This is a genomic window from Streptomyces sp. CB01580 (assembly GCF_001905795.1).
GTDB lineage: Bacteria > Actinomycetota > Actinomycetes > Streptomycetales > Streptomycetaceae > Streptomyces.
The window spans coordinates 49,144-72,316 of sequence record NZ_LIXJ01000011.1 but is presented as its reverse complement, the minus strand read 5'-3'; the positions used below and the strand labels follow the sequence as shown (position 1 = coordinate 72,316).

The 23,173-nt window shown below is 70.4% G+C and carries 17 protein-coding genes; 5 read left to right on the top strand and 12 right to left on the bottom strand.

Features of this window, described 5'->3' with window-relative positions; translation table 11 throughout:
- Window position 1: 1 nt before the first annotated feature.
- The 10 genes from AMK22_RS17705 to AMK22_RS17660 all read right to left on the bottom strand — a co-directional run bounded on the left by AMK22_RS17705 (window position 2) and on the right by AMK22_RS17660 (window position 12,291).
- The gene (locus tag AMK22_RS17705; RefSeq protein ID WP_073786127.1) at window positions 2-1,747 is read right to left on the bottom strand and encodes an ABC transporter substrate-binding protein; all 1,746 of its coding nucleotides are present in this window, start codon (window positions 1,745-1,747) and stop codon (window positions 2-4) included.
- Between the two features lie 465 nt (window positions 1,748-2,212).
- Window positions 2,213-2,923 (bottom strand): GntR family transcriptional regulator, encoded by a 711-nt coding sequence (locus AMK22_RS17700; protein WP_073786125.1) that lies wholly within the window; start codon window positions 2,921-2,923, stop codon window positions 2,213-2,215.
- A 55-nt stretch (window positions 2,924-2,978) separates the two neighbouring features.
- Window positions 2,979-3,929, bottom strand: a complete 951-nt coding sequence (locus AMK22_RS17695; RefSeq protein ID WP_073786123.1) for an ornithine cyclodeaminase family protein — start codon at window positions 3,927-3,929, stop codon at window positions 2,979-2,981.
- Window positions 3,926-4,939 (bottom strand): proline racemase family protein, encoded by a 1,014-nt coding sequence (locus tag AMK22_RS17690; RefSeq protein ID WP_073786121.1) that lies wholly within the window; start codon window positions 4,937-4,939, stop codon window positions 3,926-3,928. Before AMK22_RS17690 ends, AMK22_RS17695 begins: the two co-directional genes overlap by 4 nt.
- Entirely contained in the window at window positions 4,936-5,940 is a 1,005-nt protein-coding gene (locus AMK22_RS17685; protein WP_073786119.1) for a proline racemase family protein, read from the bottom strand. Before AMK22_RS17685 ends, AMK22_RS17690 begins: the two co-directional genes overlap by 4 nt.
- Window positions 5,941-5,979: 39 nt before the next feature.
- Window positions 5,980-6,906, bottom strand: coding sequence for a dihydrodipicolinate synthase family protein (locus AMK22_RS17680; protein ID WP_073786117.1), 927 nt, complete (start codon window positions 6,904-6,906; stop codon window positions 5,980-5,982).
- 74 nt (window positions 6,907-6,980) lie between these two features.
- Window positions 6,981-8,390, bottom strand: coding sequence for an FAD/NAD(P)-dependent oxidoreductase (locus AMK22_RS17675; protein ID WP_073786408.1), 1,410 nt, complete (start codon window positions 8,388-8,390; stop codon window positions 6,981-6,983).
- Entirely contained in the window at window positions 8,380-8,694 is a 315-nt protein-coding gene (locus AMK22_RS17670; protein ID WP_073786115.1) for a (2Fe-2S)-binding protein, read from the bottom strand. Before AMK22_RS17670 ends, AMK22_RS17675 begins: the two co-directional genes overlap by 11 nt.
- Window positions 8,691-9,854, bottom strand: a complete 1,164-nt coding sequence (locus AMK22_RS17665) for an NAD(P)/FAD-dependent oxidoreductase (protein ID WP_073786114.1) — start codon at window positions 9,852-9,854, stop codon at window positions 8,691-8,693. The genes AMK22_RS17670 and AMK22_RS17665 overlap by 4 nt, the downstream gene beginning before the upstream one ends.
- Window positions 9,855-9,945: 91 nt before the next feature.
- Window positions 9,946-12,291: a collagenase gene (locus AMK22_RS17660; protein ID WP_073786406.1), complete on the bottom strand. Its 2,346-nt coding sequence runs from the start codon at window positions 12,289-12,291 to the stop codon at window positions 9,946-9,948.
- A 173-nt stretch (window positions 12,292-12,464) separates the two neighbouring features.
- Between AMK22_RS17660 and AMK22_RS17655 the strand changes: the two genes are divergently transcribed.
- Window positions 12,465-13,844 carry an aminopeptidase P family protein gene (locus tag AMK22_RS17655; RefSeq protein WP_073786112.1) on the top strand — a complete coding sequence of 460 codons (1,380 nt, stop codon included), beginning with the start codon at window positions 12,465-12,467 and terminating at the stop codon, window positions 13,842-13,844.
- A gap of 653 nt (window positions 13,845-14,497) precedes the next feature.
- On the opposite strand, the gene AMK22_RS17650 is transcribed toward AMK22_RS17655, so the two are convergent.
- Both AMK22_RS17650 and AMK22_RS17645 read right to left on the bottom strand, forming a co-directional pair.
- The gene (locus tag AMK22_RS17650) at window positions 14,498-17,035 is read right to left on the bottom strand and encodes an ABC transporter permease (RefSeq protein WP_073786110.1); all 2,538 of its coding nucleotides are present in this window, start codon (window positions 17,033-17,035) and stop codon (window positions 14,498-14,500) included.
- Window positions 17,036-17,089: 54 nt separating this feature from the next.
- Window positions 17,090-17,896 carry an ABC transporter ATP-binding protein gene (locus AMK22_RS17645; RefSeq protein ID WP_073786108.1) on the bottom strand — a complete coding sequence of 269 codons (807 nt, stop codon included), beginning with the start codon at window positions 17,894-17,896 and terminating at the stop codon, window positions 17,090-17,092.
- Window positions 17,897-18,174: 278 nt separating this feature from the next.
- On the opposite strand from AMK22_RS17645, the gene AMK22_RS17640 reads away from it, so the two are divergent.
- The 4 genes from AMK22_RS17640 (at window position 18,175) to AMK22_RS17620 (ending at window position 23,092) form a co-directional block, all read left to right on the top strand.
- Window positions 18,175-19,335 carry a sensor histidine kinase gene (locus tag AMK22_RS17640; protein WP_242434018.1) on the top strand — a complete coding sequence of 387 codons (1,161 nt, stop codon included), beginning with the start codon at window positions 18,175-18,177 and terminating at the stop codon, window positions 19,333-19,335.
- Window positions 19,332-20,024 (top strand): response regulator, encoded by a 693-nt coding sequence (locus tag AMK22_RS17635; RefSeq protein ID WP_073786105.1) that lies wholly within the window; start codon window positions 19,332-19,334, stop codon window positions 20,022-20,024. The genes AMK22_RS17640 and AMK22_RS17635 overlap by 4 nt, the downstream gene beginning before the upstream one ends.
- A gap of 966 nt (window positions 20,025-20,990) precedes the next feature.
- Entirely contained in the window at window positions 20,991-21,173 is a 183-nt protein-coding gene (gene rpmF / locus AMK22_RS17625; RefSeq protein WP_073786101.1) for a 50S ribosomal protein L32, read from the top strand.
- A 311-nt stretch (window positions 21,174-21,484) separates the two neighbouring features.
- Window positions 21,485-23,092 carry an ABC-F family ATP-binding cassette domain-containing protein gene (locus AMK22_RS17620; protein ID WP_073786099.1) on the top strand — a complete coding sequence of 536 codons (1,608 nt, stop codon included), beginning with the start codon at window positions 21,485-21,487 and terminating at the stop codon, window positions 23,090-23,092.
- The last annotated feature ends 81 nt before the right edge of the window (window positions 23,093-23,173 follow it).

Below are 23,173 nucleotides of genomic sequence, written 5' to 3'. Positions count from 1 at the left end.
GTCAGCCCTTGCTCTTGGACGGGTCCTTGAGGCCGACCGTGGCGTAGTCGATCGTGCCGGTCCAGACGGGGTGTCCGTAGGCGCCCGCGATGTTGGCGCCGACGAGCAGCGGCTTGCGCTTCAGCAGGACCGGGATGGACGGGGACTTCTTCATGATCTCGGCGTCGAGGTCGATCCATGCCTGGTTGGCCTGCCGGGCGTCGGCCATGGCGTTGATCTCGTCGATCCGCTTCATGGTCGCCTCGTCGCGGAACTGGGCGTTGTTGCCCTGGTTGCCCTTCTCCTTGATGGTGCGTCCGTCGAAGACGAAGGGGATCCAGGTGGAGCCGGAGGGGTAGTCGGGGCACCAGCCGGTGAGCGTCATGTCGGGGGTCGTGGAGAGGTCACCGATGACGTCGTAGTAGGCGCCCGGGTCGATGGTGTCGACGACGACCTCGACGCCGGCGCGGGCCAGGCCCTGCTGGATGGCTTCGGCCTTGCCCTTGTCGCCGGTGGAGACGGCGAGGGAGACCTTGAGGGTCTTCTTGCCGGCGGCCTTGAGCAGTTCCTTGGCCTTGGCCGGGTCGCCGGAGGGGGCGATCTTCAGGGTGTCGGCCTGCTCGCCGCCGGAGAGGGCCGGGGGCAGGTAGGCGGTGGCCACCTCGTTGAGGGCCGGTCCGCCGCCCGCGGTGACCACGGCCTCCTTGTCGACGGCGTACTGCATGGCCTCGCGGACCTTGGGGTCGTCGAAGGGTGCGCGGGAGTTGTTGAGGTGGAGCATCTCGGTGCAGCCCTGGGACTCGGCGAGCATGCGTGCCTTGACGTCGGGCTTGGGCAGCACCTTGGGGGTGCTCTCGGGCCGCATGTCGGAGTACTGGACGGCGGAGGCGTCGGCGCCCTCGCTGGCGATGATGCGGTCGTCGATCTGGCCGCCCTTGAGGCCCATGACGACGACGAACTTGTCGGGGTAGGCCTTGCGGACGGTATCGGTCTTCGGGTCCCAGTGCTCGTTGCGGACGAGCACGAGCTTCTTGTCGCGGTCGTACTTCTCGATCTTGTACGGGCCGGAGGAGAAGGGGCGGGCGTCGTACTGGGTGCCCTTCTCCTGGGAGGCGGGCACGGGCGCGAAGGTCGGCAGGGTGGCGGTGGCGGAGAACTCGGCGACGGGCCGCTTGAGTTCGAAGACGATCGTGCGGTCGTCGGGGGTCTTGACCGAGTCGAGGTGCTGCCCCTGGAGGGGGCCCTTGTAGCCTTCGGCGCCGGCCAGGTACTGGGCGGCGTAGTCGGGGCCGCCGGTGAGGTCGGGGGCGAAGGAACGCTCGACGTTGTACTTGATGTCCTGGGCCTTGATCGGTGAGCCGTCCTCGTACTTCACGCCTTCCTTGAGGGTGAAGGTCCAGGTCCGGCCCCCGTCGGAGGGGGTGCCGAGGTCGGTGGCGAGGTCGGGGACGAGTTCGCTGCCGCCCTTGCCGGGCTCGGCCTTGAAGGTGACGAGCGTGCGGTAGAGGAGGCGGGTGCCGAAGTCCATGGTCGGCATGACCCAGTTGCGTGCGGGGTCGAGGTGGGAGAAGTCCTGGTTGGACAGGACGGTGAGGGTCCCTCCCTTCACCGGGGTCCCGCCAAGGATCTTGCCGTCGTTGACGGCGGCGGGGTTGGCGCCTGCGCCGTTGCCCGCAGAACCCTTCTTGGGATCGGAGCAGCCCGAGGCGCCGAGTGCGAGTGTCGCCACCAGGGCGGTGGCGAGGGCGAGTTGGGTGCGCTTGGTCATGGGTCACTCCAGTGAAGGGCCGCACTCTAGGATGTGACCGGTAACATAGTAATGTGAAATTGCACTGCACAAGAGGTTCGCACCGCCGTTATCCAGCCGTGTCCAAATCGGCTCGGTTCAGGGGTGGTCGGGTGGGCCCGGACGGCGGAACGACGCCCACCGTCCCGGACGGTGGGCGTCAGCGCCGGTACCGTGAGGCAGGCGGTCCTCACCGGGCCCGTATCCGGCGCCCGGTGTCGCCTCCTTGACGAAGAGCTCGGCCCTGGTGGACGGGTCCATCAGGAACACACCCGCGGCGGCGGCCGGGTCGGCGCGGAGACTGCCAGCAGGCCTCCGGCGGCCACGGTGACGGCGCGAGCGCGGCGCATCGGGCTTCGAAGGTTCTGTTCCCGAATCAGCGGAAGGTGGCCGAAAGGGCGCAGACACCGAGATGTCCGCACCCTTTCGACGCAGTCTGCTGATCCGTCACATCCTCGAGCCGAGGCCTCCGGTCGGCCGGCCGACCGGCTCGTCGCGGCCCTGGGCCCACAGCGAGCGGACATGGCCGAGGTGGCGCAGCATGCACGCCTCGGCCGCCTCGGCATCACCGGTGAGCATGACGTCGAGCAGCTCGACGTGCTCCTCCGCCGAGGAGACCAACTTGCCGGCCTCGTCCAGGCCGGTCAGACCGTAGAGGCGGGAGCGCTTGCGCAGGTCGCCGACGGTCTCGACGAGGCGGTCGTTGCCCGCGAGGCCGAGCAGGGTGAGGTGGAAGCGCCGGTCCGCCTCCAGGTAGCCGATCAGGTTGTGTTCGCGGGCGCTGGTGACGATCTCCTCGGCGATGGGGCGCAGGGCCTCCAGCTGATCCGCCGTGGCGATCTTCGTGATCCGGCCGATGGTGGGGACCTCGATCATCGTGCGCAGTTCGGTGTACTGGTCGAGGTCGCGCTCGCTGACCTCGGTGATGCGGAACCCCTTGTTGCGGACCGGCTCGACCAGGCCCTCCCGGGCGAGGTCGAGCATGGCCTCGCGCACGGGAGTGGCCGAGACGCCCAGTTCGGCGGCGAGACCGGGCGCCGAGTAGACGCTGCCCGGGCGCAGTTCGCCCGCTATCAGGGCCGCACGGAGGGCGTGGCCGACCTGGTCGCGGAGTCGTTCCCGGGCCTTGATGAGACTGCGCTGCTTCAGGTCGCCCATTACTTCCTCCGAGAGCCCTCACCACCCGCCGACGTGCAGGGCCCAGCGTACAATGTCACGTTTCGCTGTTGGCCTCGGCGGCCCCGAACAGTGCGACCGCCACGGCGAGATCTTCCCAGGCCATGCCCACGCTCTTGAAGAACTGTGGACGACCTCGCGCCCCGCCCGCCGGGATCCTCCCGTGCACGAGGTCGGCGAGGGTGCCCGTGATGTGGCCGGGCCCGATCGCACCCTCCGCCTCCGGGACCAGCAGGTCCCCGGCCTCCCGCAGTGCCGCCGCCCGCGACTCCACGTACACCGCCGCTCGTTGCACGAGGGCGGTGTCCGTCTCCCGGGCGGACGGTTCGTGCGAGCCGACGGCGACGACCACCGCGCCCGGCCGCACCAGCCGCCCGTCGAAGAGCGGCTCCCGGGCGGTGGTGCAGCAGACGACCAGATCCGCGTCGGCCACCTCCCCCGCCCCACCCGTCCGGGCGCGCACGCCCAGGCCCTCGGCGTGCGCGGCGAGCCTCCCCGCCCGCCCCGGGTCCCGGGCGACGACGACCACCTGCTCCAACGCGCGCTCCGCGAGCACGGCTTCGAGGTGTCCGTACGCCTGCGGTCCGGAGCCGAAGAGCACCAGCCGCAGCGGCCGCCCGGTCGGCGCCAGGTGGCGCAGCGCGAGCGCCGAGACCGCGGGGGTGCGCAGCGCGGTGAGGACCTCCCCGTCGAGCAGGGCGAGCGGGCGCAGGGTGGGGCCGTCGAGCAGGAGGTAGTTCCCGGTGATCCGGGGCAGACCGCGGGCCGCGTTGCCGGGCACGACCCCCGCGATCTTCACCCCGGCGTACGCCCCGGAGGCGGCCGGCATCAGCAGCAGTTCTCCGGCGGGGACGGGAAACGCGGTGCGCTGTGGGCACGCCTCCGGGTCGAGCCCGCCGCGCAGGGCCTCGGCCAGGGCATCGGCCGCGGCGGCCGGGGTGAGCAGCCCGGCCAGCTCCTGCGGGCCGAACTGCGGGATCCCGGTCACAGGAGGAAGCCGACGCCGAGGGCGTCGTACGGGTCGACGGTGAAGACATGCTCGCCGGTGCGGTAGGCGGTGCCGGTGACCTCGGTGACCCCGCCGGGCAGGATCCGCCCGGTGAAGACGGTGTCGGCGACCGACTCGTGCAGCAGGTCCTCGCCGGGACCGAGCCGCCCGTCCTCGGCCAGCAGCGCGAGCCGCGCGGAGGTGCCGGAGCCGCAGGGCGAGCGGTCGACCTGCCCGTCGGCGAAGACGGTGACGTTGCGCTGACGCGGCCCGGAGGGGGTGTCGGGAAGTTCCTCGTGGAGGATCACCCCGTAGACGCCGGAGAGCAACGGCCCGTCCGGGTGCCAGGTGGCCGGGTGGGTGGCCAGCGCGGACCTGATCTCCCGTCCGGCCCGCACGAGGTCGGGCAGGGCGGCGCGGGAGACGTCCAGGCCGAGGTCGCGGGCGGCGACGGAGGCGTAGCAGGCCCCGGCGTGCGCGATGTCCGCCTCGGCGAGGCCGAACGTGGTGGCGACGGGCACCTTGCGGGCGCTCACCCGGGCCGGGACGTTGCGGAAGGTGACCCCGGTGGTGCGGCCGGAGTCGCGGTGGACGGTGGCGGTGACCCGCCCGGAGGGGACATCGATGCGGACCTGGACGTCCCCGTCGTCCGGGGCGGCGACCCGGCCGCTGTCCACCGCCCAGGCCCCGAGGGCCATGGTGCCGTGTCCGCAGGCGGTGGAGTAGCCGTCCTTGTGCCAGAACAGCACCCCGAAGTGGGCGCCGTCGTCGTCGGGCGGGACCACGAACCCGCCGTACATCCCGGCGTGTCCGCGCGGCTCCTGCACCAGGAGCCGTCGTACGTCGTCCAGTGTGCCGCGGCGCGGGGCGGCCGCGGATCCGCCGGATCCGACGGCGGTGGCGCAGCGCTCGGCGACCGTGTCGCCGGGGACGGGCGGGAGTGCCCCGGCGACGATCCTGAAGGGCTCGCCCGCGGTGTGGTAGTCCACGGTTCGGACAGTGGTGGTCACAGGAGAAACCCTCCCGGGAAGGGGTCGGCGGGGTCGAGGAAGTACTGGGCGGTGCCGGTGATCCAGGCCCGGCCGGTGACGGTGGGGACGACCGCGGAGTGCTCGCCGACAGTGGTCTCCCCGATCAGGCGACCGGTGAATTCGGTACCGATGAAGGACTCGTTGACGAAGTCGGCGCCGAGGTCCAACAGGCCGCGTGCGTGCAATTGGGCCATGCGCGCGCTAGTGCCGGTCCCGCAGGGCGAGCGGTCGAACCATCCGGGGTGGATGGCCATGGCGTGCCGGGAGCGGCGGGTGTCGGAGCCGGGTGCGGCGAGGTAGACGTGCTTGACCCCGGCGATGGAGGGGTTCTCGGGGTGGACGGGCCGGTCGGCGGAGGCGTTGACGGCATCCATGACGGCGAGCCCGGCGGCCAGCAGGTCGTCCTTGCGGGCCCGGTCGAAGGGCAGCCCGAGGGCGTCGAGTTCGACGAAGGCGTAGAAGTTGCCGCCGTAGGCGAGGTCGTAGGTGACCGTGCCGAAGCCGGGGACCTCTGCCTTGAGGTCGAGCCCCGCGCAGTAGGAGGAGACGTTGGTCAGGGTGACGGCGGTGGCCGCCCCGTCCTCGACGCGGACGTCGACGGTCACGAGCCCGGCCGGGGTGTCGAGCCGGACGGTGGTGACGGGCTCGGTGACCGGCACCATGCCGGTCTCGACCAGGACCGTGGCGACCCCGATGGTGCCGTGCCCGCACATGGGGAGCAGGCCGGACACCTCGATGTAGAGGACTCCGAAGTCGGCGTCGGGGCGGGTGGGCGGCTGGAGGACTGCGCCGCTCATCGCGGAGTGGCCGCGCGGCTCGTACATGAGCAGCGTGCGGATGTGGTCCATGTGCTCCATGAAGTGGAGCCTCTTGTCGGCCATGGTGGCGCCGGGAATCACACCGACTCCCCCGGTGATCACCCGGGTCGGCATGCCCTCGGTGTGCGAGTCCACCGCGTGGTAGATGTGGCGGGTGCGCATTGCGTTCCCTTTCCTCCCCTTCGGGTTCCCCCGCGGGGGCTAGTTGAGGCCCTCGGCCAGGACTTTCTCGGTCGCGGCGCGGACGGCGGCGTCGGTCTCCCCGGTGAGCGGGAAGCGCGGCGGCCGGGTGGGGCCGCCGGGCCGGCCGGCCAGGTCCATGGAGAGCTTGATGGCCTGCACGAACTCGGTCTTCGAGTCCCAGCGGAGCAGGGAGTGCAGGGACTTGTAGAGCGGCAGGGCGGTGGCGAGGTCTCCCGTGACGGCGGCCCGGTACAGGGTGGCGCAGGACCTGGGGAGGGCGTTCGGGTAGCCGGCGATCCAACCGACCGCGCCGGCGAGGGCGAATTCGAGCAGGACGTCGTCGCCGCCGATGAGCAGGTCCAGGCCGGGGGCGCGTTCGGCGATCTCGTAGGCGCGGCGCACGTCGCCGCTGAACTCCTTTACGGCGACGATGGAGCCATCGGCGTGGAGCCGGGCGAGCACGGACGGGACGAGGTCGACCTTGGTGTCGATGGGGTTGTTGTACGCGACGACGGGCAGCCCGGCCCGGGCGACCTCGGCGTAGTGGGCGCGAACGGCTTCCTCGTCGGCCCGGAAGGCGTTGGGGGGCAGAAGGAGGACGGAGCCGGCCCCGGCCTCGGCCGCCTGGTCGGCCCAGCGGCGGGCCTCGGCGCTGCCGTAGGCGGCGACGCCGGGCATGACGCGGGCTCCGTCGCCGGCGGCCTCGACAGCGGTGCGGACGACGCGTGCCCGCTCCTCGTCGGTGAGGGTCTGGTATTCGCCGAGGGAGCCGTTGGGGACCACGCCGTCGCAGCCGTGGGCGAGCAGCCAGGCCACGTGTTCGGCGTACGCGTCGTAGTCGACGCTCAGGTCCTCACGCAGCGGGAGCGTGGTGGCGACCATGATTCCGCGCCAGGGGCGGGTGCGGGTGTCGGCGGTGGGTGCGGGGGTCTGTCCGTGGGTCATGAGAGAACTCCTACAGTAGGGTGTGACATTTTACTAGTGGATGCGGCACGGCCACACGGGTCCGGCGGACCCGATCAGCCGTCGGTCGGGGGAAGTTCGGCCAGGTGGCGCAGCGGGACCGGGCAGGACAGCGGCCGCCGGTCGGGCGCGGGCCCGGTTCCGGCGAGGGCGGCGACGGCGGAGCCGCACATCCGGCCCTGGCACCAGCCCATGCCGGCCCGGGTGAGGAGCTTGACCGTACGGGCGTCCCGCGCTCCGAGCTCTTCCGCCGCCCGGCGGACCGGTCCGGCCTCCACCTCCTCGCACCGGCACACGACGGCGTCGTCCGGGAGCCAGCCGGTCCAGGCGGGGCCGGGCCGGTGGGCGGCCGACATCGCGGTGGCGAAGGCACGCAGCCGCGAGCGGCGCCGGGCGAGCGCGGCGGGCACCGGCCGGCCGGCAACCGCGTGCGCGGCGATCTCCCCCTCGGTCAGGGCGAGTTGGACACCACCGATGCCGCCGGTCTCCCCGGCGGCCCAGATGCCGGGGACGGACGTGCGCTGCCCGGCGTCCAGCTCCAGGGCGACGGTGCCGTCGGGGTCGTGGCGGGTGGCGCAGCCGAGGCCGGTGGCGAGTTCCAGCTGCGGCACGAGGCCATGACCCACGGCGAGGGCGTCGCAGGGGATCCGGCGGGAGGTGCCGGGCAGCGGGCGCCAGTCGCGGTCGAGCCGGGTCACGGTGACGGCCTCCACCCGGTCGGTGCCGTGGGCCTCGGTGACGGCGTGTCGGGTGAGGAGGCGGATGCCGTGGCGCAGCAGGGCGCCGCCGAACAGGGCTCCCTCGGCCAGCTTGCCGGGGTTGCGCAGCAGGGCGGGCGCCCGGCCGGCGTAGCTGCTGTAGGCCGACGCCTCGACCACGGCCGGGACGGTGGCCCCGGCGGCGGCGAGCGAGCCCGCCACGGCGAGCAGCAGCGGGCCGCTCCCGGCGACGACGACCCGGCGGCCCGGCAGCACCAGGCCGCCCTTGAGCATGGCCTGGGCGCCGCCGGCGCCGACCACCCCCGGCAGGGTCCAGCCGGGAAAGGGGAGTTGGCGTTCGTGGGCGCCGGTGGCGATCAGGACGGCGCGGGCGGTGACGGTCGCGGCGGCCTCCCCGGGGCCCTGCCCGGCGACGGTGTGCAGCAGCCAGCGGCCGTGGCCGGCGCCACCCGGGACCACGGTCCAGACGTGGTGGCCCGGGAGGTACGTGATCCGGCCGGCCGACACGTGGGCGCGCAGGGCGGCTTCGCGGGCGGCGAAGGCGGCCCAGCCGTGGTGCAGCGCCTCGGGCCGGGCTGCGCCCAGGCCCGGCGCGGGCCGCCGGTAGTACTGTCCGCCGGGCTGCTCCCCGGCGTCGAGGAGGGTGACGCGCAGCCCGTGCCCGGCGGCGGTGACGGCGGCGGCGAGCCCGGCGGGCCCGGCCCCGACGACGGCGAGGTCGGCGGGCGGCTCCGCTTCAGACGGCAAGGTCGTCATGGCCCGTTCCTTCCTGGGTGGTGACGGCGTCGCCCGGACGGGCGGGGACCAGGCAGGCCCGCTGGTTGGGGCGCCCGTTGACGGTGACGAGGCAGTCGTAGCAGCTGCCGATGCCGCAGAACGCGCCGCGCGGGGCGCCGCCCTCGCGAGTGGTGCGCCAGGCGAGGATCCCGGCGGCCCACAGCACGGCTGCGATGCTCTGCCCCTCCTGCGCGGGCAGTTCGCGGCCGTCGAAGGAGATCCGGTGGACCGCGCGCGGGGCGCCGCCGACCAGGGAGCGGGGTGTCGGGGTCATCGGCCGTTCTCCTCCAGGGTCTCGGCGGGGAAGCGGTCCGGCCGGAACGGGCCGGGCGGGAGTGGGGGTTCGGCTCCGGTCAGGGCGGCGGCGATCAGGACCCCGGTGGCGGGGGCCAGGCCGATGCCGGCGCCCTCGTGCCCGCAGGCGTGCAGCAGGCCGGGGCGGCGCGGGTCGGGGCCGATGGCCGGGAGGTGGTCGGGGAGGTAGGGGCGGAAGCCGTGGTAGGTCCGCATCACGCGGACGTCGGCGAGCACCGGGAAGAGGGCTGCGGCCTGGGCGGCCAGTCGGCGCAGCACCTCGGTGGACAGGGAGCGGTCGAATCCGACGCGCTCGCGGCTGGCGCCGATCAGGACCGGGCCGGAGGGGGTGCCCTCGACGACCGCCGAGGACTGGAGGGCGGCGGAGCCGCTGGCCACGTCCGCGATGTAGTCGGCGGCGTAGACCTTGTGCCGTACCACCCGGGGCAACGGCTCGGTCACCAGGACGAAGCCGCGCCGCGGCAGCACGGGCAGGCTCGTCCCGGCGAGTTCGGCGACAGCGCCCGCCCAGGTGCCGGCGGCGTTGACCACGGCGGGGGCGAGCAGACGGCGGCGCGGGGTGCGGACCCCACACACCGCCTCGCCGGAGCGCACGAATCCGGTCACCTCCTCCCCCGGGTACACGGTGGCGCCCGACGCGGCCAGCAGCCGGGCCGCCGCCTGCGCGGGCTGGACCTGGGCGTCCTGCGGGTAGTGGAAGGCGCCCGCCAGGCCGGGTGCCAGGTGCGGTTCCAGCCCTGGCAGGTCGGCCGGCCCCACCTCGGCTGCTTCGACGCCGGCCTTGCCCTGGCCTTCGGCGAAGTGGCGCAGGGCGTCGAGCGAAGCCGTGTCGGGCGCGACGACGAGGCCGCCCTTGGCCTCGTACTCGATCTCCTGCGGGAGGAGGGCGGCGAGTTCGCGCCACAGCCCGACCGAGTGCAGGGCGAGGTCGAGCTCCGGGCCGGGCTCCTTGTCGGAGACGAGCAGGTTGCCCTCGCCGGCGCCGGTGGTGCCGCCGACGACCGGGCCGCGGTCGACCACCGCCACGGTGAGTCCGGCGCGGGCGGCGTAGTAGGCGCAGGCCGCTCCGACGACGCCGGCGCCAATGATCACGGTGTCCACGGAGTGTTTGGTGAGCACGGCAGTAATATGTCACATTCTTTAGAGCTTGCCCAGGGCGAACCCGCCCCCGTTCCGGGGCGGGTCCGTCAGGGCCGGAATCCGGTGCGGATCAGCTGCGGAGCGGGCCCTCGCAGCTGTAACTCGACGTCCCGGCGACCTTGTTGGTCCAGATGTCCACGGGACCGAAGGAACAGTTCATGTCGGCCAGGTTGTTGGAGGCCGCGCCCGCCCGGTCGAGGATGAAGTAGTCGACCGTCTCGGACATGTCCTTGAAGTTCTGGTCGTCGCGCCAGTTCTTCAGGTTCGCGGTGATCCGCCCGGTGCAGGTGAAGCGGCGCTTGCCGGGGTCCCCGTTCTCCACGCAGTCCGGGGTGTTGTACGTGGCCGCGGCGAAGGCCGACTTCACCGGGGCGAGGGCGGCGTCGCGCAGTTGCTCGTTGGGGGTGAAGGAGGTGTTGGGCACGTACAGCTGATCGACCTTGGCGATCTGCATGGTCAGGAAGCGGTCATAGTCGCGCTGGAGGTGGGTGTCCGCGCCCATCCGGTGGCGCCAGGAGTCGTACGCCGCCACGTCGTTGTTGCGCAGGTGCGTGTACATCTCGCGCAGCAGGGCCGGCTTCTCGGTCCACAGGAACTCGAAGAACGTGCCGGCGTAGCTGTAGAAGCGGAAGCCGTCGCCGTCGTAGGTGGCGTTCAGGAGCTGCTCGACGGTCATGCGCGGGCCGCCGCCGGCGGTGTCGCCGATGATGCTCTTGACCAAGGACTTGCGCACCGCGATGCCGTTGTCGCGGGTGGCGCCGTCGAAGAACTCGGCGGTGCCCTCGTCCATGGCGGTCGTACGGTCGCTCTCGTACCAGGGGCCCTCGCCGAAGGAGCCGGGGACGGCGTAGCGGCCGTTGAGGTAGTGCGTGTACTCGTGACGGAAGAGCTCTTCCAGGGTGAGGGAGGAGTCCTGGGGGACGCGGCGCTGATAGGTGTAGAAGGTGGCGCCGTTCTCGATGTAGATGCCGCCGTTGTTGGTGTCGTAGCCGGTCAGGATGGGGTGGTAGTTCTCGTAGTCGGCACGGGAGGCGTACAGCACGATGTCGAGCGTGCTGTTGGGGTCGTCGGCGAGCGGCTGGTCGGTGCCGAGCACCCGGTGGTACTGCGACTTGACCTGCTTGCTCGCGTAGTACAGCTGGTCGACGGTGGCCCGGTCGAGTGCGGTGCGCACCTTGATGCCGCCGTTGTCGTAGGAGTAGGTGTAGGGGAAGAGCTGCTTCTCGATGTCCTCCTTGCACACGCCGTACGGCTTGCACGCCTCGTAGAAGTTCAGCCAGGAGACGAGCTTGGCCCACTGCTCGCTGCCGTTGCCGAAGCCCGCCCTGACCGGCTCCAGGAGGTCGCCGAGGTCTGCGGTGATCCGGCCCCGCAGGCCCTGGATCTGACCGAAGCGGCCGTACTCGCCCAGCGCGTCGCGGGCCACCCAGGCGTTGTCGGTGCCCTTGAGGTGCGTGTAGCCGGCGAATGCCTTGAAGGCGGCCCGGTAGGCGGGGTCGGCGGAGACGGCCGCATGGAAGGCGGTGTCCTGGTTGCCCGGGTGGACGCCGAGATAGTTGGTGGAGAGCGCGGCGAGGACGGCGCCGGCCCAGGCGGGGTCGAGGTTCGTGGCGGGGTGGGCCGGGTCCATCGTGGCCAGGACCTTCTTGATGAGGCCGAGCTGGTGCTGACGCAGGCCGGGGCCCGCGGCGTAGAGGGCCTCGCGCAGGGTGCGGGCGTTGGAGGGGGTGATGTCGAAGGTGCGTGCGGCGTTGCCGAAGTCGTCGATGGCCTTGCGGATCGCGGCGGTGGTCGGGGCGTCGGTGACGTCGATCTCGTCGCGTGAGAAGTCGTGGTAGGCGACCGCGTGCAGGTAGGTGAACATCTCCTCCAGGTGGGAGGAGTTGCGGCCGTCGTGGGCGGCGGCCAGGCCGGATATGCGGCGGGAGACGGCCTGGACGTGCGCGTCGGACATGACGGGGGCGAGGCGGGCGTCCCAGCTCCAGATGAGGTTCCGCAGACAGCCGTCGGCGAGGACCGCCTGGTCGGCGAGGAAGTCGGCGAACTGCTCCGGAGCCAGACCGGTGATCCCGTCGAGGGTGCAGGGAACGGCGCCGGCGAGGCTGCGTGCGGTGCGCGCGGCGGGCGCGGTGGCGGGCGTCGCCGCGCCCGGGACCTGCCCGGTCAGGGCGGTCCCGCCGGGGGCGGGGGCGGGCGCGGGGGTGTGCTCCTGCGCGGTGGCGAGGCGCTCGACCTCGTCGAAGGGATTCGCGGCCGGGGCCCCGGAGGAGAAGGTGGCAGTCGCCGTGGCGGCGACCGGGCCGGCGGCGGTCCCCGATTCCGCGGCCCGCGTGGTGGCCTGCCCGGCGGTGACGAGGAGGGTCACGGCGACGGCGGAGGCGAGGAGAGACGAGCGCACGGCTCTGTGCTTGAACACCGAGAACTCCTGGTTGGAGAGGGTGAGGTGGGGGGTGGTGCGGTAACCGCCCTGCGTCACGCGGCGTTTGACGGGGATTAATGCGCCGCGATGTGAGCTGTAACATAGTAATGTGAAATTGCACTAACAATACCTGTGCGCCCACCAGTGCACGTCTTCTCGAGGGAGCCTCCGTGACCGACACCTCCTCCCGTCTCCACACCGGCAGCCACGACCTGCCGGTGTCACCGGAGTTGTCCCGATTCATGGCGGGGAACTGGACCCCGTCCCCGCTGCCGGACGCGGCGCGGGTCCCCGGCCACGACCTCACCCCGGCCCGCCGGGCCCGTCTCTCGGCCCGCTTCCCGGGCGAGCGGCTGATCGTTCCGGCCGGTGAGCTGAAGGTCCGTTCCAATGACTGCGACCACCGCTTCCGCCCGCACAGCGCGTACGCGTGGCTGACCGGACTGACCGGCGAGGACCAGGTGGGCCACGTCCTGGTCATGGAGCCGTCGGGGCCGCACGGACACGAGGCGGTCCTCTACCTGCGGCCGCGCTCCCCGCGGGCGGACGGGAACAAGGAGTTCTACCGGGACCGCCGCTACGGGGAGTTCTGGGTGGGCCGCCGCCCCGACCTGGCGGAGGCCGAGCGCCTCACCGGCATCCGCTGCGCCCACCTGGACGCACTCGGCTCACCGGTGGGCCGCGACGCCGCCACCGACGTCGAACTGGCCGCCGCCCTGTCCGAGTTGCGCCTGGTCAAGGACGCGTGGGAGGTCGGCCAGCTGCAGCTGGCCGTCGACCACACGACCGCCGGTTTCGAGGACGTCGTACGGGCGCTGCCGCGCGCCCTGGGACACCCGCGCGGGGAGCGGTGGATCGAGGGGGTCTTCGGCCTGCGTGCCCGGGCCGAGGGCAACGGCACCGGCTACGACACCATCGCCGCCTCCGGCGCGCACGCGTGCGTCCTGCACTGGATCCGCAACGACGGCCGCCTGAACGGGGAGGACCTGCTTCTCCTGGACGCGGGCGTGGAGACCGACACCCTGTACACGGCCGACATCACGCGCACCCTGCCGTTGTCGGGCCGCTTCTCCCCGGTACAGCGGCAGGTCTACGAACTGGTCCTCGCCGCCCAGGACGCGGGGATGGCCGCCCTGCGCCCCGGGGCGAGCTTCCGCGACTTCCACCGGGCCGGCATGCGGGTGATCGCGGAGGGCCTCACGGAGTGGGGTGTCCTCAAGAACGCGGAGGGCGAGCTGTATCGGCGGTACACGCTGTGCGGCAGCGGTCACATGCTCGGCCTGGACGTCCACGACTGCGCGAAGGCCCGGTCGGAGACCTACCTGGACGGCGTCCTGGAGGAGGGCCAGGTCCTCACGGTGGAGCCCGGCCTCTACCTCCAGCCGGACGACGAGACCCTCCCGGCCGAGCTGCGCGGGATCGGCGTGCGCATCGAGGACGACCTGGTCGTCACGGCGGACGGCGCCCGCCTGATGTCGGGCGCCCTGCCGCGCACGGCCGACGGCATCGAGGAGTGGATGGGGCACCTGCTGGACTCCGCCGCGGGCTGATCCGGGACCGGGGTCGGGCCTGGGAGCCCGGCCCGCAACCGCCTCCCCGACCAACCGACGGACCGATCACATGGCGAAGGCGGGAATCATCCACGGTCGCCCTGCCATCGGGCAGCCGGACCGGCGGTGGGCAGGCCCGTTGCCGACCGAGGGCCGTGGGATGGGTCACGGCCTCCACGGCGCGAGCTGTTGGTGATCCTCGGCCCGTAAGCCGGCGACGGCGGTGAAGGCGTCGAGTACTGGCTCCAGGTCCTCACCGAGATCAAGAGCAGGGGCACGAAGACGTCTGTATGGTCGTCCGCGACGGCCTCATCCGCACAACCGACGCCCATCGAGCCGGTGAACACACGCATCCACCAGCCCGCCCGCGCCTGCGGGCACTTCACAGGGGTAGAAGGCCGCCCTCAACGCCTTCGGCGGACGGCTCCCCACCACCCGCCGCCGAATCCCCAACGACTCCCAAATCCCCGTTCACCGGGCGGGCCCCCGGCCTGCGCTCGGCCGAGGGTCCGCCGGCTTGCTGGCGGACCCTCACGTTTGTTCGCTCGGGCAACAGAGCCGCGACTTGGTCCCAGAGCAGTTTGGTCCGTCATGAGGGCAGCGCGGGCAACGGCGTGGTCGTCACCGGCCGGGCCCCGGGCCGGCCGACGTGGCTATTCGGTTCTGATGGCGGTGAGTGGGTTCAGTTCCGCGGCACGGTGGGCGGGCCAGAGTGCGGCGAGGACGCCGATGGTTGCGGCGAGGACGAGTGCGAGGGTGATGTGGCCCCAGGGCAGGACCAGTTCGTAGGTGTGCATGTCGGTGGCGAGTACATGGCCTCCGGCCCAGCCGAGGAAGATCCCCAGGCCGATGCCAAGGACACCGCCGAAGAGGGAGATGGCCAGCGATTCCAGGCGCACCATGCGTTTGGTGCCGTGCTGGTCCAGTCCGATGGCGCGCAGCATGCCGATCTCCGAGGCGCGTTCGAAGACCGACATGGCCAGGGTGTTGACGATGCCCAGGACGGAGATGAGGACGGTCATGGCCAGCAGTCCGTAGAGGATATTGAGCAACGCGGTCATATTTCCGGCGATGGTGGCGGAGACGTCCTGCTTGCTCTGGACGAGGATCGCCGGGCTGTCGCCCAGGGCCTTGTTGATCGACTGCTTGCCGGTGTGGCCGGGACCGCCTGTGGTCTTCACCAGGATCTGACGGGAGTTGAGGGTGTCCAGGTGGGGGTCGAGGGTGTGGGTGTCGGTGATGATGCCCCGCAGGAGGTCCGTGCCCTGGTAGATCCCGGAGACGGTCCACGCGGCGTGTTTGCCGTCCTGGTAGGTCACCGGAAGCGTGGTGCCTTTGTGCCAGCCGTACGTTGTCGCGGTGTCGGCGGCGATGACGACGTTGTGACCGCCGAATCCGGTGAAGGAGCCGTCGGTGAAGTCGGGCCGGACCAAGTCTCCGATGGTGGTGGCGTCGACGCCGGTGACGTAGGTGTCGATACCGTCGACGAGGGCCGGCGTTTCGCGCAGGGGGCTGACGGCGCTGACGTCCTCGACCTTCTTGAGTTGCTTTTCCACCTCCGGCGAGAGCGGGTTGTAATTGCCCATCTGAACGACGTAGTCGGCCTTGAGCGTGGCGGTGGCCATCTTGTCGATGCCCTGCTGGGTGCTGACGGCAATCACCGTCAGGCCGGAGATCAGGGTGAGGCCGACGGTGAGGGCCGAGGCAGTGGCCGCGGTGCGACGCGGGTTGCGCAGGGCGTTCTTGCGGGCGAGCGTGCCGGAGGTACCGCAGACTCGCAGCACAGGTGCTGCGGCGGCAAGAAACGGGCGGGACAGCAGAGGGGTCAGCACGAGTGTTCCGGTCAGCAGGATCATGCCGCCCAGGGCCACGGTGTTCTGTCCGTCCTCTCGGTCCATACCAGTGGCGGCGGCCAGCACGGTAGCGATGCCTGCCACGGCCACGAGGGCACCGATGGTGTTGCGTACGACCAGGGAACGGGGAGTGGCGACCGCGTGCACGCTGCTCATCGCGGCCACGGGCGGGATCTTGGCCGCGCGCCGGGCGGGCAGCCATGCTGCCAGCATCGTGACGCAGATGCCGGTGGCGAACGAGGTGATGACAGCGGCTGGGGTGATGGCCAGGGGGCCGTCGGGGAGGGCCTGCCCGCCACCTCCGAGTGCGGTGGTCAGCGGACGCAGCGCGACTGCGACGCCGATCCCTCCGGTCAGCCCCGCCACTGACGCAACCAGCCCGACGAGGAACGCCTCGATGAGGACGGAACGGGTCACTTGGCGGCGCGTGGCGCCCACCGCGCGCAGCAGCGCGAGTTCCTTGGTGCGCTGGGCGACCAGCATGGTGAACGTGTTGGCGATGAGAAAGGTGCCGACGAACAGGGCGATGCCGGCGAAGACGAGCAGGGTGGAGCGCAGGCTGCTCACGCGGGACTCGACCCTGAGAGCCTGGTCCTGCGCGAGGGTCTGGCCGGTGACGGACAGGACTTCCTGGGGCAGCACCTTGTCGACTGCGGACTGCAGGTCGTCCGGCGAGGTGGCGGGGGCGGCCTTGACGTCGATCTGGCTGAATGTTCCTGGACTGCTGAACAATTGCTGTGCGGTCCGGGTGTCGAAGAGGGTGAGCGAACCGCCTGCGGCGACCTCGCCGTCGTCGGTGGTGAAGACGCCGACGAGCTTCTCCTCGCGCACCGGGCCGTCGACGGAGATCCGGACGGTGTCGCCGACCTTGTAGCCCGCACGCTCGGCGGTCGCGGTGTCGAGCGCGATCTCGTCGGGGCCCGTGGGCGCGCGGCCGTCGTCCATCGGGTACCGGGCGTCTTCGCCACTGGTGCCCGGGCAGTAGTTGGCACCCTGGGTGGACCAGCCGTGGCCCAGTAGTGCTCCGTTCTTGTCGGCGACGGCTGTGAAGCCGTGTACCGCGCCCGTCACCGACTGCACGCCGGGCAGCTTCGCCACTTCGTTCAGCAGTGCGGAGGTGAGCTTGGGCTCGGCATCTGGCCGGGCGTCCGGGCCGGGCTGGATGGCGACGTCGACGTCGACGAAGCTCTTGTGGAAGCTTCTCGCGTAGGCGTCGGAGACGGTCGAGGTGTAGACCAGGGTGCCGGAGACGAAGGCCACGCCGAGTACGACGGCGAGCACGGTCATCAGCAGCCGGGCCTTGTGCACGAGCACATTGCGCAAGGCGGTACGGAACATGGTCAGGTCGTTCCTCTGGGAGTGGGCCGGGGGCAGGTGGCTGTCGGCTGCTGATCAGGTCGTACGGCGCCTGGCGTCGAAGCCCTTCATGCGCTCGAGCACCCTGTCGGCCGTCGGGTCGGCCATGTCGTCGACAATGCAGCCATCGGCAAGGAAGACCACCCGGCCCGCGTACGAGGCCGCCACCGGGTCGTGGGTCACCATCACCACGGTCCGGCCCAGCAGGCGCACGGAGTCGCGTAGGAAGCCCAGGACTTCGGCGCCGGAGCGGGAGTCGAGGTTTCCGGTGGGCTCGTCCGCGAAGACGATCTCCGGCTTGGAGGCGAGGGCTCGGGCGACGGCGACGCGCTGCTGCTGGCCCCCGGAGAGCTGGTGCGGGCGGTGGGTGAGGCGCTCGGAGAGGCCGACGGTCTCGACGACCGTGTGCAACCATTCTTTGTCGGCTCTGCGGCCGGCGATGTCCATGGGCAGGGTGATGTTCTCCAGCGCGTTGAGCGTGGGCAGCAGGTTGAACGCCTGGAAGATGAAACCGATCTTGTCGCGGCGCAGTTGGGTGAGTTGCTTGTCCCTGAGCCCGGTCAGCTCGACGTCGCCGATCCGGGCCGAGCCGGAGGTGACGGAGTCCAGGCCTGCCATGCAGTGCATCAGGGTCGACTTGCCGGAGCCGGACGGCCCCATGATCGCGGTGAACTCGGCGTGCCGGAACTCGACGCTGACGCCGTCCAGGGCGACCACCTCAGTCTCTCCCGTGCCGTAGACCTTGGTGAGGTCCGTGCTGTGAGCAGCCGGCGAAGGCGCGGTGAGTCGGCGCGCCGACTGTGCGATGAGGGGGCGGACTGTCTTTCCCGAGCAGGGCTTCATTACAGAGGGCTCCAGCGTGGCTGACTCGCGCGACCAGCGAGATGAAAGGAACGAAGGCGGCAGGTGAAGACACGTTCCGGCGTGTCCCGCATTCCGATGATCCGACGCAGTGGCGCTGCGGCGGATCAACCGGAAGACCGAAACCGTCAGGTGCCGGATGTCGGCCGAATGGCCGGGACGGCGGTATCCGGTGCGGCAGTACGTTGGATGCTGTGATCCATGCCTTTCGCGCCTGTACCCGAACCCAGCAGTTCCTGCTCGGTCTGGCGGGTGTCCTCGTGCTCGCCCTGCTCGTCGCCGAGGGACTCGCGACCGGCTACGCACCGACGACCGCGGCCACCGTCGCGAGCGGAGTTGTATGCGTGGCAGCACTGCTCGTGCCCCCGGCACGCTTCCCCCTGACCGCAGCCGCTGCCGTGGTCATGTCCTGCGCACTGTCCGTGGTCAGCATGCAGCTGACCCACCGGCCCGAGGTCACCCCGGGACTGACCGAGCTGGCCGCGTTGCTGCTGGTGATCACCCGCGCCGTGCGTCAGTACCCGCCACTGCGGGCGGTCACGCCGGCGGCCGGGGCGGCCTTCGCAGCAATTCTGCTGCCCCTGCGGCTTCCGGAGCAGGAGTATTCCCATGTGTCCGCCTACCTGGAACCGGGGATCCTGTTGGCCATGGTGCTGATGGTCGCACTGGGCCTGTATCTACGCCTCGCCGATACGCTGCGCGATCGCGAGAGGGCGGCCGACCGGCAGGCCCAGCGTCTGGAATACGCCCGTGACCTGCACGACTTCGTGGCCCACCATGTCACCGCGATCGTCGCTCAAGCCAGAGCCGTGCGCTTTGCCTCCGAGGCGGGACACGCGCCGAGCCCTGAGGAGCTGGACAAGACCTTCGCCCGGATCGAGGAGGCGGGGATGCAGACGATGGAGTCCATGCGCGGCATGGTCTCGGTCCTGCGTGATCCCGTGGTTTCGGTCGCCACCGGTCCTGTGGGCGACCTGACCCGATTGCGGGATCTCACCGAAGAGTTCTCCCGGGCCGGCTCACCTGCCGCCCTGTCCCTCGACGCGCGGCTCGCCGACTACTGCTTCCCGCCCGAGCTCACTACCGCAATTCACTGCGTCGTACGCGAATCCCTCACCAATATCCGCAAACACGCCGACCATGTCGGTCAGGTCACGGTAGACGTTCACGTGCGGCCCGGCGACCCCGAGCGGCTGGAGGTGGAGGTGCGCGACGACGGCCGGAGCAACGCATCGCAGCACAGCCGGAAGACGGGCAGTGAGGGATACGGCCTCCTGGGCCTGACCGAGCGGGTCGAAGCGGTCGGCGGCCGCGTCTCCGCAGGACGGCGTATCGACCACGTGGGATGGCAGGTAGTCGCTGACCTCCCCCTCCCCGCACGACGCTCGCCTCTGCCGCGACCTGTAATCATGAACTCATGACAATCCGGGTCCTGATCGCGGACGACCACGAGATGGTCCGGTGCGCGTTCCGCATGATCCTGGACTCGCAACCGGACTTGGAAGTCGTCGCCGAGGCGGCCGACGGCGCCGCCGCCGTCGAAACGGCACTCCGACTCCGTCCGGACGTATGCCTGCTCGACATCCGGATGCCGGAACGGGACGGCCTCGAAGCGACACGGCTGCTGGCCGGGCCCGGCGTCACCGACCCGCTGAACGTCCTCATCGCCACTACCTTCGACGACGACGAGTACGTCTATCGCGCCCTGCGCAATGGCGCCTGCGGCTTCCTCCTCAAAGACGGAGCCCCTGCCCTGCTTCCCGAAGCCGTACGAGCAGCGGCCGCAGGCAACTCCCTGATCTCCCCGTCCATCACCGTCCGGCTCCTTGAGCACATGACACTGCCTGCGCCGAAAGCCTCCGGCTCAAGACGCACCTCCACGAGGCGCAGAATGTCCCGGCTCCCCGAACCTCTGACCCAGCGCGAAGTCGACGTCGTACGCCTTGTGGCTCACGGATTCACCAACGAAGAAGTCGCCGCCGAGCTCTACGTGACCCTGTCCACGGTCAAGACGCACCTCGGCAATATCCAGCGCAAACTCACCGCCCGCAACCGCGTCGAAATCGCCGCCTGGGCCTGGGAGACCGGGATCTGCACCAGAGGCTGCTGACCGGTTGCCAGACACCGGCAGCGATCCGCCGCGTGGACAGTGGGTGGCTGACCGCTTGGCTGCGCAACCCTAAGGTCTGCAACGCTGCTCGCCCTCCTCGGCCAGGCCGAGAAATACCTCACCACCCTCGCCGACGAGAACCCCTGGCCGCCGCCCCGGAACGCCTCACCCAGCAGACGGCCGGCGACGTCACGGTGCAGCACAGCCAAGACCACGGTCTCCCCCAGCCACGGCCTCACCGCTTCAGCGGGGCCCGCCGATGGGCGCGGCCGGCGACGGCCCTTCTGCCATGTACGGGAGCGCGTCAGAACAGCGAGGCCTGTCCCTCATCAGCCGACGGACGCAGCGGGCGCGGGCCTTCGCCCCCACCGCGCCTCAAGGTGCTTGCGCCGCCCCTGCGGAGGCGGCCACGGCATGCCCCTCGCTGCCATGGACTCATCGCGCTGACACATGTCGCGTGCTGATCAGGGAAGTCCCGGTCGGGTGACGCGGCAACAGTGAGGGCAGGTCGTCTGCCTCGGCCACGTCCCTTGTCGAGGCTCAAAGCAGCGTCGGCCCACAGGGCTGTTAGCATGAAGGCATGCTGATTGAGGTCGACAGAATCTAGCCACCGAACTGCCGGTGGCCATCACGCGCGGGAGCACTGCTCCCTTACCTGTGATATCTGTCACTCCCTCTGACAGAGCAGTTGATCCGCCCGTTCATCCGGCTGGTCTTCCTGCTGAGCTGCGCCGACACGTTCGCACTGTACCGACCTCGGTCAATAGTCTGTGCTCGCGAGCGCACGTGATGTCGGCCTCGCCATTTCTTTGGTTCTCGCCGTATCCGACCTGCATCCCCACCACGGGGCATGCTGTCAGGTCTCTCGACCCCGCATCGGCTCCATTACCGCACTGACGCTTGGACTGTGGTCGGTTGCCCATCAGCTCTGCTGAATTTTGCAACCACTCACGGAAGACCATTGCCATGCAGCACCGCACGTCCCGCTCCCGCACTCGTCACCGTCGCGCGCACTGGAAGGTGAGCGCACCGGTTCTCACTCCCTGCACGAACTCCGCCTGCGGAAAGCTGACGCCACCGCACCGCGCCTGCCAGCACTGCGGCTTCTACCGCGGTCGCGAGGTCCTGCCTGCGGACGGTGACACATGAGCACCATTCTGACAGCGCGCAGCCGCTGGATACGGATTCGCGATCACCTCATCGAGGCGGGAGCGCCGACGTTGTCCGTGCACTCGCCGTTCTCGCAGGAACGGGCGCGTGATCCCGCTGGAAGAACGCTTCCCGCTCGCGCGGAACGCGACCAGGCGACGTCAACTCGGCACCACCATCGATGCCGCCTGTGGTCAGCTCCACGCCGAATACCTCGTGATCAATTCGCGACGCGTCGCACCAGTCGACACCGAACCGATCCCGATTCTCCCGTCTCGTGTTGACGGGAAGAAAGCAGAGAACCACCAACCATGTTCAGCAAGTCCGCCATCACCCTTCGTGACCTGACATTCGAGTGGCCCGATGGCAGTACCGCGCTCTCGGACGTGAACGGCACGTTCTCAACCGGTCGCACTGGCCTGATCGGCCGCAACGGCGCCGGAAAATCAACACTGCTACGGCTGATCGCAGGCGTCTTGTCCCCGACCTCCGGCCACGTCGAAACGATCGGCGAGGTCGGCTATCTGCCGCAGACACTGACTCTTCGGAAGGAGACGACCATTGCTGGGCTCCTCGGCATCGACGACATCATCGCCGCGATGAGGGCGATCGAAGCCGGCGATGTCGACGAGCGGCACTTCGACACGATCGGCGACGACTGGGACATCGAGGCGCGAGCCGATGAAGCCCTGCACCGGATTGGCTTTACCGCCGGCGACCTCGATCGCCGCGTTGCCGAGGTCTCCGGCGGAGAGGCGATGCTCATCGCCATGACAGGTCTGCGCATCCGCCGCACGCCGATCACATTGCTCGATGAGCCCACCAACAATCTGGACCGGACCACCCGTGCCAAGCTCGCGGAGTTCGTCGACGAATGGCCCGGCACGCTCGTTGTCGTGAGCCACGATCTCGAACTTCTGGAGCACATGGAGAGCACCACCGAGCTCTACGGCGGAGACCTCAACACGTTCGGGGGTCCATACAGCGCGTGGAAGGAGCACATGGAACAAGACCAGGCCGCTGCCGTGCAGGCAGCCCGATCGGCTCAGCAGGCACTCAAAGTCGAGAAGCGTCAGCGCATCGAGGCCGAGACAAAATTGGCACGCAGAGAGCGTACTGCCAGGAAGACCCAGAAGGATGGGGGCATCCCGAGGATTCTGGCGGGCAACCGGGCCAGCAAGGCCCAAGCATCTGCCGGGTCGTTGCGCTCCACCCTCGACGACAAGGTTCAGGCAGCACAGGCCACAGTTGACGCCGCTGGTGCCCGTGTCCGCGAGGAGCAGCACATCAACCTCGCCCTTCCCGATCCCGACGTGCCGCGTGGGCGTCGCATCGCCGAGTTGTACGACGAAGACCGCACCATCGTGATCCAGGGGCCGGAGCGAGTCGCACTTGTGGGGGCGAACGGGTCCGGAAAGTCGACGCTCATTGAGCAACTCGTCCATGGTGCGGCTCAGGCTCCTGGGCGGCCACATGGTCGTCTCCTGACGAACCTCGTGGGATACCTGCCGCAGCGGCTGGACGGGCTCGACGAGGACGCGAGCGCTCTGACGAACGTGCAGGCCGTTGCTCCCGGAACGCCGGCCGGGACGATTCGCAACCAACTTGCCCGGCTGCTGCTCCGCGGAGCCGGCGCCGACCGTCCCGTCGGCACCCTTTCGGGTGGGGAGCGGTTCCGTGTCTCCCTCGCGAAACTTCTCCTGTCCGAACCCCCCGCCCAGTTGCTGGTTCTCGACGAGCCCACCAACAATCTTGACATCACCAGTGTCGAGCAACTCGCGGAAGCGCTCGACGTCTACCGCGGTGCGCTCCTCATCGTCAGCCATGACTTCGCGTTCCTCGAGCGGATCGGGATCGACACAGTCATCGAGCTCAACAAGAATGGACGCATGCATCGGCGACGCGACCTGAATTTCTGAGCGGTTCCGCGGGATGGGCGGAGCATCGTGGTGAGCATGCGGACGGTGGTGCTGCGGTGCTCACCGCGGTGGCCGCACCGC